The organism is Pseudomonas sp. LBUM1653 (assembly GCF_059716115.1).
Map to the genome: position 1 here is coordinate 3067866 of NZ_CP166803.1, position 16279 is coordinate 3084144.

The following is a 16279-nucleotide window of genomic DNA, read 5'->3' on the forward strand; positions in this document are numbered from 1 at the left end:
CTCAAGCCTCCTGCCGCTGACGAGCGATGGACAAGCGTGGCCGCAGCATTGCGCACAAGTGGTAGAGCGCAAGCAGGGCGACCGCGGCCCCGAGCGGCCACCAGAACAGGTCTCGTTTGGGCTGATGACTGAGGGTTTTCACTTGATGCGGGGTGAGTTTGTCGAGGGTGCTGTAGACCTGATCCAGCGCGTTGCGGTCTTCGGCACGGAAGAACTTTCCGCCTGTCGCCGTGGCGATCTGCTGCAAGCCCTGCAAGTTGACCTTGGCCTCTCCGGAAGCATCAGGATCGCCAATGCCGATGGTGTGAATCACCACGCCTTTGGCCGCGGCCATTTGCGCCGCGTGGTCCGGGGTGATCGCACTGCTGGTGTCGTTGCCGTCGGTGAGCAGGATCACGACTTTTTCTTGCTCATGGGCCTGGTCGAGCAGTTTCAGGCTCAAGCCGATGGCATCGCCAATCGCCGTGTTCGGGCCGGCCATGCCGATGCCGGTGTCGTCCAGCAACAGCGAAAGGCTGGCGTGATCGAGGGTCAATGGCGCCTGCGGGAACGCGCCACTGCCGAACACGATCAGGCCGAGGCGATCCTCTTTGCGCTTGTCGATAAAGCCATGCACGACTTCCTTGACCGCTGCCAGTCGATTGATCTTCTGGCCATTGGCGTCGGTGAAATCGGTGGTTTCCATGGACTGGGAAATGTCGATGGCCAGCATCAGGTCGCGCACCGGTTGCTGGCGCTCGATGGGTTTTTCCACGTACACCGGTCGGGACGCCGCCAGAAGCAACAGTGCCCACACCAACAGGTTGAGCAGCAATTGCCAGTGGTTGGTGCGCGTGCCGGCCTGACTCGGCGCCTGGCCGACCGCGCGGCTCATGGCACTGAAAAATGGCACACGCACGGCGCTGCGCGCCTCACGGTAATCGGGCAGGTAGCGATAACCGAACCACGGCAAGGGCAGCAGTAGCAACAGCCAGGGGTAGTCAAGCTGCCACATGATGACGCTCCACCCAGAGTTTGCAGGTGTTGAACAGTTGCTGACGTTGCTCATTTGGCATGGCGCGCAACACCGCATCAGGTGCATAGGCGAGTTGCGACAGTTGTTGGCTGAAGTTGGCGGGCAGGGCTTGGTTACTGTGCTGCTGCAAAAAGGCCTGCCAATCCTGATTCCCAAGCGCACCGGGGTTCTGTAGGAGCTGCCTTGCCAGCGATGGCGTCCGCAAGGACAACGCACAACTCGGGGGCCCCATCGCTGGCAAGCCAGCTCCTACAGGGATTGCGTTCGGCATCGAGATGGCCACGCGCTTGAGCAGCTCTGGAAGCTCACGCAACGCATTCAGATCATCACTGCGCTTTTGCAACTGCGCCAACCGCACCAACGCCTCACGCCGATAACGGTCCCGCCGCCATTGCCGGTAACGCCGCGCACTCAGCAGCAGAACCGCCATGACAAACACCGCCAGCAACACCCACCAACCCCAGGTCTGCGGCGCGTAACTGACCGGCGCTGGCAGTGCGATCTCCTTGAGTTGCTCAATGCTCGGGACATTCGGGTTCATCGCCGCGCTCCCGCTTGCTTGCCCAACTCGGCGCGCAGTTGTTCGTGTGCTTGGGTGGCAGTGCTGAACATCATCAACGGCACCTGACTGCGCCGCAGCAACGTGGCCACGTCCTTGAGCCGACCGCCGAGAAAGTCGCCCAACGGCTGGTGCACCTGACGCCGTTCCACCGCCAGTTCAACCTGCAACTGGCCTTGGGTAATCAGCAGGCGGCCGTTTTTGGGCAGATTCAGCGCCAACGGGTCGTAGACCTGCATGGCGATCACATCGTTGTGCGCCGCCAACTGCCGCATCAGCTGCAAGGTGCGCTCGCCGGCGCCGGCAAAGTCGCTGACGATGCAGATCAAATGATCGTGGCCGGCCACGGCCAGGCACTGCTGCAAGACCTTGTCGAGCTGGTGTTCGCCTTCGGCGTCCGGGTTGGCCGCATTCAGTTCCTGGTTCTGTTGGGCGATGCGGCTGCACAGCGCTTCGATTCGCTTGCGGCTGCGTAGGGGGGCAATTGCGTCGATACGCTGATCGTTGAACACCAGGCCGCCGACCCGGTCACCGGCGTTGAACACCATCCACGCCGCCAGGGCGCCGAGCTCAGCGGCGACGGCGGATTTGAAGCTGCGTTGCGAGCCGAAAAACATCGACATGCGCTGGTCCACGACGATCAACGCCGGACGGTCCCGCTCTTCGGTGAAGGTGCGCACCACGGGTTTGCCGGTGCGCAGCGACGCCCGCCAGTCGAGGTGACGCAGATCGTCCCCCGGCTGATAGCGGCGCAGTTCATCGAAGTTCAAGCCACGGCCACGCAAGCGCGAAGCATGGTTGCCGGCGAGGATGCTGCCTTGCGGCTGACGGGCAGCAAAACTCAGGTCGCGCGCCTTGAACTCCAGGGCAATCAACTGCGCCAGAGAGACGTAGACCAAGCCGTCGACATTCATGCGGGAATCGCGACTTTGTCGAGCAGACGGTCGAGCACCTGATCAGCCGTTACACCGTCCGCCACCGCGTCATAGCTCAGTTGCAGGCGATGGCGCAGCACCGGGTGCACCACGGCGCGCACGTTATCCGGCGAGACGAAGTCCTGGGCCTGCAACCACGCATCGGCGCGGGCACAACGGTCCAGGCCGATGCCGCCGCGCGGGCTGGCACCGATGGCGATCCAGCGACCGAGGTCGGCGTCGTAGTCGGCCGGGTGGCGCGTGGCGTTGATCAGGTCGATCAGGTAGCGGTCGATGGCCGGGGACACGTGCACTGCACTGACTTCCCTGCGTGCGGCGAAGATCACGTCCTGGGCCAGGGCGAAGCCTTGCACCGCGGCGGTCTTGGCGCCGAGGGCCTGTTCTTCCTCGCGCAACAGGCGCAGCACCTGGCTTTCGTTTTCCGCGCTCGGATAATCCAGCAGCACCTTCATCAGGAACCGGTCCATCTGCGCTTCGGGCAGCGGGTAGGTGCCTTCCTGCTCGATCGGGTTCTGCGTCGCGACGACGATGAACAGCTCCGGCAGCGCGTGGCTGTTGCCAGCCACGGTGATCTGCCGTTCTTCCATGGCCTCCAGCAGTGCGGCCTGGACCTTGGCCGGGGCGCGGTTGATTTCGTCGGCCAGGATCAGGTTGCCGAACAGTGGCCCCGGCTGAAAACGGATCTCGTTTTTGCCCTCGACCTGGTGCAGCACCTCGGCGCCGGTGATGTCCGAGGGCAACAGGTCGGGGGTGAACTGGATGCGGCTCATTTTCGCGTCCAGGTGTTTGGCCAGGGCTTTCACCGTGCGGGTCTTGGCCAGCCCCGGCAGGCTTTCCAGCAACAAGTGACCGTTGGCCAGCAGGCCCAGGAGGATCTGTCGAATCACCTGGTCCTGGCCCAGCACCGCTTCGGCAATGCTGGCTTGAAGGGCGTTGAGGTCGTTGAGTGCGCTCATGCTTGCTCCTAGAAAAACGCCAACGTCAGGTTGATCGAGAAACCGTTGCCTTCGGGCCGGTTCTTGGTGTCGAACTCCGGGATCCAGCGAGCATTGAAATTGGCCTGGGCATCGGCGAATTTGCCCTGCCAGCCAAACGTCGGACCGGCACCCACCGAACGCCCGCGAAAGCCACTGCTGGCGCCAGATCCGCTGTCGTCGGTGAGCTGCTGGATGTAGCCCGCCGCCACGCCGGCGTTCCAGCCGTTGCCGAAGCCGTGGGTCCAGAGGGCGTCGAGGGTGAAGATGTCGCCGTTCTTGTAATCCGTGGCGTCGTTTTCGGTGTAGAACTCAAGTCCCCCGGACACGGTGAACTCACCACCCTAGCCGTCGAGGTGGGTAAAGGCCACGGTGGGCATGAAGGTGTAATTGTTCTGGCCGGCGTTGGCCAGGCGATCATCGTTGTAGGCGCCGGTCGGCACGTAGATCGGCAGCGAGAGCGAGAGGTGGTTGGCCTCGTCGAAGTGGTAGCCGGCGGCGATGGGCGTCACCAACATGTCGGCGAACTGGGTTGCGGTGTCTTCGGTGCCCAGGGTTCTGCCGCGCGGGCCGGTGATGCTCGCGGTAATGTCGGTGTACTGCACCGGCACGCCGATGGCCGACGCGTAGTTCCAGCTTCCCTTGCCGGTATCCCAGACATGGGTGAAGTTGGCCATGGTGTAGGACACTTTCAGGTCCAGGCCGGTACTCAGGGCGCCAACGATTGGCACCTGTGTTTTGCCCTTGAGCTCGCCGTCGTACCAGAAGCTGCTCAACGACATCACCCAACCGGGTTCCGGAGGCACGATCCCGGCATTGGAAAATACCTGCAGGCCGGTCATCGGCCGGCCACCACCGCCTTCTGCCGCCAGTAACGACGGACTCCCGCCGAGCATGCACAAGGCCAACAAAGGACGTACAACAAAAGCCCTGACCATGAACGACTCCACTTACTTGTTTTGTTGGTTTACGGGCGTCAGCAACGGCATTTTCCATTGGCCGCTGGCAACTTCCGGTTTAGGCAGGTACAGGCGCAACACCCCATAGAACGGCCCGTTGGGTGCCGGCAACCAGTTGCTTTGCAGGTCTTTGGCCGGTGCCTTGTTCTGCACGTAAAGGGTCAGCCCGCCGTCGTTGTCGAGCTTGAGGTCTGGCAGCATTCGCGAGTTGATCAGGTAGCGATTGAGCGGGTTGGCCACCAATAGTTTGTTCTTGCCGTCGTACATGGTCAGCGACCAGAACGCGTCAGCCGGGGGCAGGGCGCCCTTGTCGAAATGCAGGGTGTAGTCGTGTTTCGAGGCATCGACCGGCTGGCCGTCCTTGTCGACGAAGTAGCCGATGTAATTCGCTTCTTCGGCGGAGTTGCCGAAGATTCCCATGTTGGCGCCGGCGTAGCGGTACAGGTAATTGCCCTTGAGGTGATCGCGAGTACCGAAAAGGTCACCGCTGCTGACTTCGTGGGTATCGACCCTGGTCTTCTTGAACTCGGCGAATTCAGCCTTGGCATCGCTGATGCCGTCCTCCAGGGCCTTGCGTTGTTCGGCCGTGAGTTGGCTGACGTTGAACGGCTTGCCGGCTTCGATGCCGATTTTCGCGAAACGCCCAAGCAGGTCCTTTTCCACGTCCTGGGACGGGGCGAACGACAGCATGAAACTCAGGTAGCGAAACAGGTCCGGAGTGTCGCTCATGGTCGGCGTGGGTTTCGGCCAATCGACCTTGGGCGCGGCAGGCGGGGCCTTTTGTTTGTCGTAGTGGCTGAGGGTTTCGACCTTGTAGCCCTTCTGGATCTGCTTGACCTTGGCCAAGTCCTTGTCGTCGAACAACTGCGTGCGGTACAGCGCGTATGCAATGTTGCTTTCGCTGCGCAGCAGGCGGTCGATGTTCAGCGGTTGCTGACCTTGCCAGTTGGGGCCGGCGATCATGAAGTGGCCGCCGTTGTTGCCGGTACTACGGGTGCCCAGGTACGCAAAATTCTGTGTGTAGGCGTCGATCAATTGCACCGAGTAGTAACGGTGCTCTTCGATGGGCGGCAGGGTCAGCATCACAGGTTCGGCGCGCAGGTCCATCCAGACGAAGGAGTAGGGTGTGTCCGCATTCGGCGTGACGAACGCGGTGTCCTTGGCGGTGAATGCCTTGGCAGTGTTGCCGATCTGGTTGAACGGAGCCTTGAAGTTCGGGCTCTGCTTGTCCACGGCCTGGGTGTAGAGGGTCTTGTACATCTCCACCACCGGGAAACCGTACAGGTAGGCTTCCTTGGCGATACCCCGGGCTTCTTCCGGGGTAGCGGTGAAATCGGCCCAGGCATTGCTGCTCAAGGTGAGCACAAGGCCGGATAACAGAATGCGGTTATTCATAACACTTCCTTAGTGAACACTCGGCGTCATTCCACGGCCGTGATGTCGTCGAGTTTCCAGCTCTTGTCGAAATAGGCCAGGGTCGGGGCATACAGGCGGAAATAGCTGAACCAGTGTTTGCCCGGCAGGGTTTGCACCCAGTTAGCTTCGAAACCTTTTGGCGCGGTGGGACCGAAGTACAGGTCCACCGAACCATCAGCGTTCTTTTGCAGATCCTGGCGCGACGACAGGTCGGCCTTGCGCTGGGGGTTGTCGATCAGGCAGCGGCTGTCGATGTCGTATACGGTCATCGACCAGAACTGCTTGGCCGGCGGGTTGGCGCCGACGTGCAGGCGATAGTTTTTACCGCCGTCCAGCCAGTTGCCTTTAGCATCGGTATAGGCACCGAGGTAGGTCTGGCCCAGCCCCGGGGTTCTCGAAACCATGCCTTTGGTATTGGTCACCGCCTCGTAGAACCAGGCACTGCGTTCCCACAACTGGTCGTAGTAGGCCACGCGCTGGGAAGGATCGGTGATGTTCAACACCGTGTCCCACTGCCGGTCCGGCCAGTATTGGGCGCCGGGAAAGCGCTTGGCGAAAGTGTTGGCCTTGGCGATCAGCTCGCCGATTTGTGCACCTTGTTCCAGGGCCTTGCGCTGGGTATCGGTTGGGTTGAACGGTTTGTCCTTCTCGATACCCAGACTGGCTAGCATAGCCATGTAGAAACGATCACGTTCGTTGACCGGTTCTTTCTGAATGATCTGGTGCAAGCGCTCCCAGTACGCCATTGCCCGTGGCTGGGTGCCGGACCAGGCTTTGCCGCCGGGGGAGAGCAGCTTGGTCTGGCCAGGTTCGGCACGCTTGGCGTAGGGGTACATCTTGAATTGCTCGACCAACGCCTTGCCCTTGGCCGGGTCGGGATCGAGCACGCGAAATCCTACCAGCACGTTCATGGTCTGCGACTTGGCCAGGTAATACTTGCCAGCATCGGCCGGTGGCTCGGCACCCGGTGGCAACACCAGGTATTTGCCGCCCTTGCCTTTGTCCGGGCCGGTCTGGCCCATGTCGATGATCGCGCGTTGCCAGAAATCGCCAATACCGCCTGCGGTCGGGCCGGGAGGCAGCTCAATCACCAGCGGACCGGTTTCATTGAGATCGACGAAACCAAGGATGTAGGGCGTGGTGGCGTTGGCGGTGATGACGCCGAGCTTGTCTTCGTAACTGTCGAGCACCATCAGGTCGCCACTCTGGGCACCCAGCTTGTCGCGGAACTCCTCCTGCCATTGCGCGTAGGACACCAGCGGCAAAGCCCACAAGTAACTCTGGGTGGCTTGCTGGAAATCCAGCTCGGCATAGAGTTTGGCGATGGATTCATGGGCCGGCAGTTCACCTTCCATGGCGATCTGGCCGATCCGGGTGTCCAGTTCCTGGGCACCGACCCCGCAACTGACGAACATCGTCATCAGGCTGAAACCGGCTGCGCGAATGACACCGTGCATAGGGGGGTTCCTTATTGACCGAAAGTGGCGTTGAGGCCGACGAACAGCGTGAATTGCGGCATGCCATCGCCTTTTTTCTCGACGGTCCATTGCGGTTCGATGAAGACGTTGACGATATTGGGCCCGTCTTTCCACACTTTGCCGCCACCCAAACCGAGTGGGATGTAGTGGGTGTCGTTCTTCAGGTCGAAAGTCCAGATGCCGGTGGAGCGCAGGTACCAGCCCTTTTCCAGGTTATGAATGATGAAGGGCTGCATCGTTGCGCTTTCGACGTTGGGCCGGTCGTGGTCTCCGGCGAACGAACTCTGGTATTGAACCAGCGCGCCCAACAGGCCGCGTGGTGAAGAGTCGATAACGACCGCGGCCAAACCGCCTTGCCATTTGCCAGTGCCGAGTTCGTCTTGATCGGCAGTGGGGGCGGTAAGCAACGGGCCGATGCCCAACTGCACGCCTTCGGTCTTCACCAGAAAAATATCGAACAGATTCAGGTCACCTTCGCCGGTGCTGTAGCCGCTGTTCGGGTCCGGGTGGGTACTGATCGGCGCCGTGGCGCGTATCAATTGCGGCACGCCAATATAATCGTTGGGCGCAATCGGCAGCGTGCCGCGTATCAGCAGGTCATTGGTATGGATATTGGAGTCGTAGTACCGGGGGGTGTAGTAGTCCTGAGCGCTCATGCCTGGCGCGAAGTTCAGCGGGTTGTTGCTTTTGTTGGCGGTCTCGGCGTTGTCCGCGTGGGCGCAAAAAAAAGGCGCAAGCGAAGCCACCAAAAGACAGGCGTGCATCCCCATTTTGTTTGTCATGATTCCCCGATTCCTTGGTGGCTCATTGGACAACTCGGCACTTGGCGGCCGTTACGACGTAGTCTCTTTGCTATCAAGCCTGTAGGACACGTCTCTTGAACCTAGCAGCTAAATGGGGGTTAGCCAGTCCAAGGGATTAATTCTTTGGTTTTTTGTACAAGTTTTTCGGGGTTTTTGTGTACTAAAAAGTTAATACGAATCAAGGGATTGGAAAACACAAAGCCCGCCATCGGTATAAGCTCGATGGTGGGCTTGTGGTTTATTGTAGCGAGGCGGTAGTGATGGCTAAGGCGGATCAAGATTATCCAGCACTCGATTCACCGCCATCTCACCCAGCATGATCGACTGTTGAATCCCCAGCAGGGTGTGGCTCTGCGGCCCTTTCAGCGTCGCTGCGAAATCACTGGTCATGACATTCGCCGAGGCCAGGGACACGCAGGCGTACTCCAGCAAGGTGAGATTGTCGATTTCGGGGGCGATGAGGAAGAAGTGGCTGGGTTGACGGGGGGATTCGGGGATGGCGTCCGGCTCGGTGTCCGGGGGATTTTGTGTCGATTGGACCATGGCAACGTACCTCTACAAGTAGGGCCGCAACCATTTCGCGACTAAACGAATGGGTGGCGGCTGTGCGCAGGTTAGTCGACCGGTACGTTGCCAAACCCGGCGCGCCCGAAGGCGCCATGCGCACAGCCACCATCAAGTGCAGGGGAAATTCCTGACTGGATGACACTCATGCAACCGTTAGCAACAAACAGGGCGACTAAACCCGATCACTGAGGCTCAGTGACGCGAATCAAGTTACCGACGGCCCTCCAGGCGCACAAGCCGGCGGATTCTGGCGTAGTTGTAGGCAATGGCGCAAGGCGCTGTAGCCTCGCGGAAGCTGCCATTTTGAAACAACTCATCACTTCCGTTAAGGCCGTTTATATCCCTGTAGGAGCGAGCATGCTCGCGAAAAACCTGAGTGCGCCGCGGGATGTCAGGCTTCCAGCGTTATCGTTAACGACCATCGCGAGCATGCTCGCTCCTACAGGGGAAAAAGCCCAAAATTCAGCACTTCTTCCCCTGCCCAAACGCTCGCTCTTCCTGCTCACGCAACTCCGGCGTTAACTCCGCGCCGAAATCCTCCAGCTCGAACACCTGGCGTATCTCGATCTCGGCTTCGGTGCCCGGCATCGGGTTGGGGCAGCGCTTGACCCACTCGATGGCCACTTCCTTCGACTTCACCTGCCATAGCCAGTAGCCGGCGATCAGCTCCTTGGTTTCGGCGAAGGGGCCGTCGATCACCGTGCGCTTGTCGCCCGCGAAGCGCACACGGGCGCCTTTACTGCTCGGCTGCAGGCCTTCGCCGGCGAGGAGGATGCCGGCCTTGGCCAGTTCCTCGTTGTAGTTGCTCATGGCGGTCAGCAGTTCGGTGCTGGGCATGATGCCGGCTTCTGAGTCCTGGCTGGCTTTGATGATGATCATGAAACGCATGGTTTAGTCTCCGCTGGATTTGGATTGTTCGATTTATAGTCGAATGATCACCGCCTGAATCGACAACGGTGTTGCAAATTTCTGGACACCCTAGGATTCTTGTAGATACCGTCTTGAGCCTGATCGCGCAACTGCGGCTATTTTCTTGCAGGTGTACATATCCATTCCTGCGGTAACGGCCACCTATGGTTTCGCTTTTACAGCGAGTCACTTGGAAAAGCCCCAAGTAACCAAGGGCTCTTGCCCCTGGCGTTCGGTGCCTCGCTGTGGCTCGGCATGCCCTCGCTCCGGTCCTGCTCCGTGGGCCCGCCGCGCTGGGCCATCCTTGGCCCAGCGCGGCTAAACCGGCATCCATGCCGGTTTACCCACTGCGCAGAACCTCCACTCGGCCTCTCGAGGGGGCAAGAAAATCAAAAGCCAAAGCAAACGCGAGGCGGCCTGACAGCCGACCTGATTGCAGGTCTGTCCGCATTCCCCTGTGGGAGCGAGCTTGCTCGCGATGAACGTCCAGACAACGCGATCATCCAGACAGGGCGCGTTATCGTTGACGTCCATCGCGAGCAAGCTCGCTCCCACAGGGGATCAGGTACAGCCGTAAAACTCGGGTCGGCTGTCAGGCCGCCTCGCTTTTGTTTTTGATCTGGGCGCCCCGTTAATCCACGATGGCCGAACGCAGGCATTGCGTAGTGGGTAAACCGGCAGGACGCCGGTTTAGCCGCGCTGGGCCAGGGATGGCCCAGCGCGGCGCGGATCAACGTTGATAGAGGCGCCGATGGAGGTAGTCACAAGTTGACGGACAGGCTCAGGGCGTGAGGGGGTAAGAAGATCAAAGGCCAAAGCAAAAGCGAGGCGGCCGACCGGCCGGCCTGATCGGGAGCCGTTCGCATTTCCCCCTGAGCTGCCGCAGTAGGATGTTCGGAGCTTTAGCTTGAGGTAGTCTGCAGGTTTCCTGGTCAATGGAATGCCGTCGTCTATGCCCGTTCTGGAACTCGTCACGCTAATTCCCGATCGCACGCCCAAAGAAGTTCTCGACTTCTGTCTTGAAGGCGGCAACTTCCCGAAGATCTTTCCCGAGCGCATCACGCCGCTGGGCGATCTCGACCTGAACGACCTGCGCATCGAGCCCGGGCGGCAGTTCCGGTTTCGACACTGGATGTTCAATGTGATTCCAGCGAACTGGACGGTGGTGATTCGTGAAGTCAGCAGCTCACATTTCATCGACGAAATGCTCAAAGGCCCGATGGCTACCTTTCGTCATGAACACCGGGTGGCGGTGGGAGAGGGCGGTACGCTGTACACCGACAGGGTGACTTATGCAGCCATCGGCGGCGCGGCGTTGGAATGGTTGATAGTCAACGCCTATATGCGCCGAATTTTCGAGGCGCGGCATCGCAATATGCTGAAGTTGCTCGAGTAATACCGCCATCTCACAGGGTGTTTGTCGCTTGCAAGAGTTGTATCCACGTTCTGCTGACCTATCACAATTTGTATCCACCCATAGGTCACCGGACCATTTCGTGGTTAACTTCTGCCTCTTCAAAATTCTTCACACCAACGTTCAGAAGGACTCCGTTCATGGCTCAAGTCACTCTTAAAGGCAACCCGGTTCAAGTCAACGGCCAACTGCCTCAAGCCGGTTCCAAGGCGCCAGCCTTTTCCCTGGTTGCCGGCAATCTGTCCGACGTCACCCTGAAAGACTTCGCCGGCAAGCGCAAAGTGCTGAACATCTTCCCAAGCGTCGACACCCCTACCTGCGCCACTTCCGTGCGCAAGTTCAATGCCCAGGCCAACGATGTCGCCAACACTGTTGTGTTGTGCATCTCCGCTGACCTGCCGTTCGCCCAAGCCCGCTTCTGTGGCGCCGAAGGCCTGGAAAACGTACAAAACCTGTCGACCCTGCGCGGTGCCGAGTTCATCGAGAACTACGGCGTTGCCATTGCTGACGGCCCGCTGAAAGGCCTGACCGCCCGTGCCGTGGTGGTTCTGGACGAGAACGACAACGTGCTGCACAGCGAACTGGTCAAGGAAATCGCTGAAGAGCCGAACTACGAAGCAGCGCTCGCCGCTCTGAAGTAAGTAAACCATTACAATTGTTAACGGCCTGGCCCTGTCCAGGCCGTTTTCATTTGTGTTTCAGTGTCTTGGATATATCTCCTGTTACGTAAGCCGAAGGTAAATTGCCGGTAAAGGCGCTTTGCTTAAGACCCGCCAGTGCTTATCGTTCAGCCTCATGTAAAACAAGCCCACGCGCCCAATGGTTGATCACTCAATGCAATCCTCTGCTTCCCGTAGTCCTCGTCGCTGGCTGTTTGGCCTGCTTGTCCTGTTGGTCATCGCCGCCCTGTGCTGGAAATTCTGGCCCGGCAGCGCTGCGCCGAAAGAGGGCGCGGGGCAAAAAGCCGTGGCCGGGCATTCCGGCAGGCCAGGCGGGATGCGGCCGGGGTTCGGCGGCGCGTCTGGTCCGGTTCCGGTACGTGTCGCGCCGGCGGTCAAGGGTGACTTCCCGCTGTACTACAAGGCGCTGGGCACGGTGACCGCGTTGAACACCATTAATGTTCGCAGCCGCGTCGGCGGTGAACTGATGAAGATCCATTTCGAGGAAGGGCAGATGGTCAAGGCGGGCGATTTGCTGGCTGAAATTGACCCACGCCCTTACCAGAACGCCTTGCTCCAGGCTGAGGGCACCTTGCTGCAGAATCAGGCGCAGTTGAAGAATGCCCAGGTGGATGTCGAGCGTTATACCGGCCTGTACCGTGAGGACAGCATCGCCAAGCAAACCCTGGACACCGCCGTAGCGCTGGTCGGTCAGTTCCAGGGCACGGTCAAGACCAATCAGGCGGCGGTCAACGACGCCAAGCTCAATCTCGAATTCACCAAGATCCGCGCACCCATCGCCGGACGCGTCGGTCTGCGCCAGCTGGACGTCGGCAACCTGGTGGCAGCCAACGACACCACGGCGCTGGCAATCATCACCCAGACTCAACCGATCAGCGTGGCTTTCACCTTGCCGGAGAACAGCCTCGACGTAGTACTGGCGCGTTATCGCAGTGGGGCGAAGCTGCCGGCCGAGGCCTGGGACCGTGGCGATACCAAGCTGCAAGCCACCGGCGTGCTGCAGAGCCTGGACAACCAGATCGACGTCACTACCGGCACCCTGAAATTCAAGGCGCGTTACGAAAACCGCGACCAGTCGCTGTTCCCCAATCAGTTCGTCAATGTGCGCCTGCTGGCGGACACCCTCAAAGGCGTGGTGCTTGCGCCATCGGCGGCGATCCAGTTCGGCACCAACGGCACGTTCGTCTATGCCCTGGACGGCGACAAGAAGGTCAAGATTCGTCAGTTGAAAATCGGCGCCAGTGATGGCGAAAACACTGTAGTCACCGAAGGCCTCAGCGCCGGTGATCGCGTGGTACTGGAGGGCACCGACCGCTTGAAGGACGGCAGCGACGTGGAGGTGGTGAACGACCCGCAGCAAGTGCCGACCAGTCCCGCTGGCCATCTGCAAGGCGGATCGGCGACCAACACCGCTGAACCGGCCTCTGCCGACAAGGCGAAAAAGGGCGGCGCATGAATCTCTCGCGGCTGTTCATCCTTCGCCCGGTAGCGACCACCCTGAGCATGCTGGCCATTATCCTGGCCGGCGTGATCGCCTATCGCTTGCTGCCGGTGTCGGCCTTGCCTCAGGTCGATTACCCGACCATTCGCGTCATGACCCTCTATCCTGGCGCCAGCCCGGATGTCATGACCAGCGCCGTCACCGCGCCGCTCGAGCGACAGTTCGGGCAGATGCCCGGCCTGACCCAGATGGCGTCCACCAGCTCCGGCGGCGCCTCGGTGCTGACCCTGCGTTTCAGCCTCGACATCAACATGGACGTCGCCGAACAGCAGGTGCAGGCCGCGATCAATGCCGCGACCAACCTGTTGCCCAAGGATTTGCCGGCACCGCCGGTGTACAACAAGGTCAATCCGGCCGACACGCCGGTGCTGACCCTTGCCATCACCTCCAAGACCATGCTGCTGCCCAAGCTCAATGACCTGGTCGACACCCGCATGGCGCAGAAAATCGCCCAGATCAGCGGCGTCGGCATGGTCAGCATTGCCGGTGGCCAGCGTCAGGCCGTGCGGATCAAGGTCAACCCCGAAGCCCTGGCAGCCAACGGCCTGAACCTGGCGGACGTACGTACCTTGATCGGCGCGTCCAACGTCAACCAGCCGAAGGGCAACTTCGACGGCCCGACCCGGGTCTCGATGCTCGATGCAAACGATCAACTGACCTCGCCCAAGGACTACGCCAACCTGATCCTGGCCTACGCCAACGGTGCGCCGTTGCGGCTCAAGGACGTGGCGGAAATCGTTGACGGTGCAGAGAACGAGCGTCTGGCGGCCTGGGCCAACGAAAACCAGGCGGTACTGCTGAACATCCAGCGTCAGCCCGGGGCCAACGTCATCGAAGTGGTTGACCGGATCAAGGCCTTGCTGCCGAGCATCACCGACAACCTGCCGGCCGGCCTTGACGTCACGGTGCTGACCGACCGCACCCAGACCATCCGCGCCTCGGTCACGGACGTACAGCACGAATTGCTGATCGCCATCGCCCTGGTGGTGATGGTCACCTTCCTGTTCCTGCGCCGGGCCAGTGCCACGATCATTCCGTCGGTGGCCGTGCCGCTGTCGCTGATCGGCACCTTCGGTGTGATGTACTTGGCCGGCTTTTCGGTCAACAACCTGACCCTGATGGCCCTGACCATCGCCACCGGCTTCGTGGTGGACGATGCGATCGTGATGCTGGAGAACATTTCCCGGTTTATCGAAGAGGGCGACAGTCCATTGAACGCGGCGCTCAAGGGCGCCAAGCAGATCGGCTTCACCCTGATCTCCCTGACCCTGTCGCTGATCGCCGTACTGATCCCGCTGCTGTTCATGGCCGACGTGGTGGGGCGGCTGTTCCGCGAATTCGCCATCACCCTGGCGGTGGCAATCCTGATTTCCCTGGTGGTGTCCCTGACCCTGACGCCGATGATGTGCGCGCGGCTGCTTAAACGTGAGCCGAAGGAAGATGAGCAGGGCCGTTTCTATCGCGCCAGTGGCGCGGCAATTGATTGGATGATCGCGGCTTACGGGCGCAAGTTAAAGTGGGTTCTCAAGCATCAACCCCTGACGCTGCTGGTGGCTATCGGCACCCTGGCGTTGACGGTGTTCCTGTACATGGTCGTGCCCAAGGGCTTTTTCCCGGTGCAGGACACCGGGGTGATCCAGGGCATTTCCGAGGCACCGCAGTCAATTTCGTTCGCGGCGATGAGCGAACGTCAGCAGGAGCTGGCCAAGGTGATCCTGGCTGATCCGGCAGTCGAGAGCCTGTCGTCCTACATCGGCGTCGATGGCGACAACTCCACGCTCAACAGCGGCCGACTGCTGATCAACCTCAAATCCCACAGCGACCGAGACCTGAGCGCGACGCAAGTGATCGCTCGCTTGCAGCCGGAGCTGGACAAACTGGTCGGCATTCGCCTGTTCATGCAACCGGTGCAGGACCTGACCATCGAAGATCGGGTCAGCCGTACGCAGTACCAGTTCAGCATGTCGTCGCCGGATTCCGAGCTGCTCAGCCTGTGGAGCGGGCGCCTGGTCGAAGCGCTGGCCCAGCGGCCGGAACTGACCGATGTCGCCAGCGACTTGCAGGATAAAGGCTTGCAGGTCTATCTGGTGATCGATCGCGACGCCGCGTCGCGGGTCGGGGTGTCGGTGTCGAACATCACCGACGCGCTATACGACGCCTTCGGTCAGCGGCAAATTTCCACCATCTACACCCAGGCCAGCCAATACCGCGTGGTGTTGCAATCGCAATCCGGCGAGAAGATCGGCCCGCAGGCGCTGGACCAGATCCACGTCAAGACCACCGATGGCGGGCAGGTGCGCCTGTCCAGCCTGGCGCACATCGAAGAGCGCCAGGCGCAACTGGCGATCACCCACATCGGCCAGTTCCCGGCGGTGATGATGTCGTTCAACCTGGCGCCCGGCGTGGCGCTGGGGCATGCGGTAGAGATCATCGAGCAGGTGCAGCAGGACATCGGCATGCCGATTGGCGTGCAGACCCAGTTCCAGGGCGCGGCCGAAGCGTTCCAGGCGTCGCTGTCGAGCACCTTGCTGCTGATTCTGGCGGCGGTGGTGACCATGTACATCGTGCTGGGCGTGCTCTACGAGAGCTACATCCACCCGATCACCATTCTATCGACCTTGCCCTCGGCGGCGGTCGGCGCCTTGCTGGCGTTGATCCTCAGTGGCAATGACCTGGGGATGATCGCGATCATCGGCATCATTCTGCTGATCGGCATCGTGAAGAAGAACGCGATCATGATGATCGACTTCGCCCTCGACGCCGAACGCAATCAGGGCATGGACCCTGAAACGGCGATCTATCAGGCGGCCCTCCTGCGTTTCCGGCCGATCCTGATGACCACCCTGGCGGCCTTGTTCGGTGCGGTACCGTTGATGCTGGCCACTGGTTCCGGCGCGGAATTGCGTCAACCGCTGGGTCTGGTGATGGTCGGCGGCTTGCTGTTGAGTCAGGTGCTGACGCTGTTTACCACACCGGTAATCTACTTGTATTTCGACCGTCTCGGTCGGCGCTTTGGAAAATCCGACGCTCAGGAGGCGGCGGTATGACGGCATGCACAACCTGTGGGAG

General features: G+C 60.6%; 13 protein-coding genes and 2 pseudogenes. 4 read left to right on the forward strand and 11 right to left on the reverse strand.

Annotated features, from left to right (window positions below; all coding sequences use genetic code 11):
• Nucleotide 1: 1 nt before the first annotated feature.
• The 11 genes and pseudogenes from ACA054_RS13910 to ACA054_RS13960 form a co-directional block, all read right to left on the reverse strand.
• On the reverse strand, nt 2-994 hold the full coding sequence (locus ACA054_RS13910) for a vWA domain-containing protein (protein ID WP_497689899.1): 993 nt from the start codon (nt 992-994) through the stop codon (nt 2-4).
• The gene (locus ACA054_RS13915; RefSeq protein WP_497689900.1) at nt 981-1556 is read right to left on the reverse strand and encodes a DUF4381 domain-containing protein; all 576 of its coding nucleotides are present in this window, start codon (nt 1554-1556) and stop codon (nt 981-983) included. Before ACA054_RS13915 ends, ACA054_RS13910 begins: the two co-directional genes overlap by 14 nt.
• The gene (locus ACA054_RS13920) at nt 1553-2488 is read right to left on the reverse strand and encodes a DUF58 domain-containing protein (RefSeq protein WP_497689901.1); all 936 of its coding nucleotides are present in this window, start codon (nt 2486-2488) and stop codon (nt 1553-1555) included. The genes ACA054_RS13915 and ACA054_RS13920 overlap by 4 nt, the downstream gene beginning before the upstream one ends.
• Nucleotides 2485-3465, reverse strand: coding sequence for an AAA family ATPase (locus ACA054_RS13925; RefSeq protein WP_497689902.1), 981 nt, complete (start codon nt 3463-3465; stop codon nt 2485-2487). The genes ACA054_RS13920 and ACA054_RS13925 overlap by 4 nt, the downstream gene beginning before the upstream one ends.
• Before the next feature lie 8 nt (nt 3466-3473).
• Nucleotides 3474-4421: pseudogene (locus tag ACA054_RS13930) on the reverse strand (SphA family protein).
• 12 nt (nt 4422-4433) lie between these two features.
• Nucleotides 4434-5837 (reverse strand): DUF1254 domain-containing protein, encoded by a 1404-nt coding sequence (locus ACA054_RS13935; RefSeq protein ID WP_497689903.1) that lies wholly within the window; start codon nt 5835-5837, stop codon nt 4434-4436.
• Between the two features lie 26 nt (nt 5838-5863).
• A complete protein-coding gene (locus ACA054_RS13940) occupies nt 5864-7315 on the reverse strand; it encodes a DUF1254 domain-containing protein (protein ID WP_497689904.1) in 1452 nt (483 codons plus the stop codon).
• 11 nt (nt 7316-7326) lie between these two features.
• On the reverse strand, nt 7327-8118 hold the full coding sequence (locus ACA054_RS13945) for a hypothetical protein (protein WP_497689905.1): 792 nt from the start codon (nt 8116-8118) through the stop codon (nt 7327-7329).
• Between the two features lie 285 nt (nt 8119-8403).
• Entirely contained in the window at nt 8404-8682 is a 279-nt protein-coding gene (locus tag ACA054_RS13950; RefSeq protein ID WP_497689906.1) for a DUF6124 family protein, read from the reverse strand.
• Between the two features lie 368 nt (nt 8683-9050).
• Nucleotides 9051-9137, reverse strand: a pseudogene (locus tag ACA054_RS13955) (outer membrane lipoprotein carrier protein LolA); the annotation flags it as partial.
• A 31-nt stretch (nt 9138-9168) separates the two neighbouring features.
• The gene (locus ACA054_RS13960) at nt 9169-9594 is read right to left on the reverse strand and encodes a YciI family protein (protein ID WP_497689907.1); all 426 of its coding nucleotides are present in this window, start codon (nt 9592-9594) and stop codon (nt 9169-9171) included.
• 973 nt (nt 9595-10567) lie between these two features.
• On the opposite strand from ACA054_RS13960, the gene ACA054_RS13965 reads away from it, so the two are divergent.
• From ACA054_RS13965 to ACA054_RS13980, 4 genes are all read left to right on the forward strand, one after another.
• Nucleotides 10568-11011 carry an SRPBCC family protein gene (locus tag ACA054_RS13965; protein WP_497689908.1) on the forward strand — a complete coding sequence of 148 codons (444 nt, stop codon included), beginning with the start codon at nt 10568-10570 and terminating at the stop codon, nt 11009-11011.
• A 158-nt stretch (nt 11012-11169) separates the two neighbouring features.
• Nucleotides 11170-11670, forward strand: a complete 501-nt coding sequence (gene tpx, locus ACA054_RS13970) for a thiol peroxidase (RefSeq protein ID WP_056855499.1) — start codon at nt 11170-11172, stop codon at nt 11668-11670.
• A 178-nt stretch (nt 11671-11848) separates the two neighbouring features.
• Nucleotides 11849-13165, forward strand: coding sequence for an MdtA/MuxA family multidrug efflux RND transporter periplasmic adaptor subunit (locus tag ACA054_RS13975; protein WP_497689909.1), 1317 nt, complete (start codon nt 11849-11851; stop codon nt 13163-13165).
• A complete protein-coding gene (locus ACA054_RS13980; RefSeq protein ID WP_497689910.1) occupies nt 13162-16257 on the forward strand; it encodes an MdtB/MuxB family multidrug efflux RND transporter permease subunit in 3096 nt (1031 codons plus the stop codon). Before ACA054_RS13975 ends, ACA054_RS13980 begins: the two co-directional genes overlap by 4 nt.
• Nucleotides 16258-16279: the final 22 nt, after the last annotated feature.

Excerpts from the sequence above, each read along its gene's own strand:
- ACA054_RS13925 (WP_497689902.1), bottom strand. The coding sequence starts at position 3,465 with ATGAGCGCACTCAACGACCTCAACGCCCTTCAAGCCAGCATTGCCGAA.
- ACA054_RS13945 (WP_497689905.1), bottom strand. The coding sequence starts at position 8,118 with ATGACAAACAAAATGGGGATGCACGCCTGTCTTTTGGTGGCTTCGCTT.
- ACA054_RS13920 (WP_497689901.1), bottom strand. The coding sequence starts at position 2,488 with ATGAATGTCGACGGCTTGGTCTACGTCTCTCTGGCGCAGTTGATTGCC.
- tpx (WP_056855499.1), top strand. The coding sequence starts at position 11,170 with ATGGCTCAAGTCACTCTTAAAGGCAACCCGGTTCAAGTCAACGGCCAA.
- ACA054_RS13950 (WP_497689906.1), bottom strand. The coding sequence starts at position 8,682 with ATGGTCCAATCGACACAAAATCCCCCGGACACCGAGCCGGACGCCATC.
- ACA054_RS13975 (WP_497689909.1), top strand. The coding sequence starts at position 11,849 with ATGGTTGATCACTCAATGCAATCCTCTGCTTCCCGTAGTCCTCGTCGC.
- ACA054_RS13910 (WP_497689899.1), bottom strand. The coding sequence starts at position 994 with ATGTGGCAGCTTGACTACCCCTGGCTGTTGCTACTGCTGCCCTTGCCG.
- ACA054_RS13965 (WP_497689908.1), top strand. The coding sequence starts at position 10,568 with ATGCCCGTTCTGGAACTCGTCACGCTAATTCCCGATCGCACGCCCAAA.
- ACA054_RS13935 (WP_497689903.1), bottom strand. The coding sequence starts at position 5,837 with ATGAATAACCGCATTCTGTTATCCGGCCTTGTGCTCACCTTGAGCAGC.
- ACA054_RS13915 (WP_497689900.1), bottom strand. The coding sequence starts at position 1,556 with ATGAACCCGAATGTCCCGAGCATTGAGCAACTCAAGGAGATCGCACTG.
- ACA054_RS13960 (WP_497689907.1), bottom strand. The coding sequence starts at position 9,594 with ATGCGTTTCATGATCATCATCAAAGCCAGCCAGGACTCAGAAGCCGGC.
- ACA054_RS13940 (WP_497689904.1), bottom strand. The coding sequence starts at position 7,315 with ATGCACGGTGTCATTCGCGCAGCCGGTTTCAGCCTGATGACGATGTTC.
- ACA054_RS13980 (WP_497689910.1), top strand. The coding sequence starts at position 13,162 with ATGAATCTCTCGCGGCTGTTCATCCTTCGCCCGGTAGCGACCACCCTG.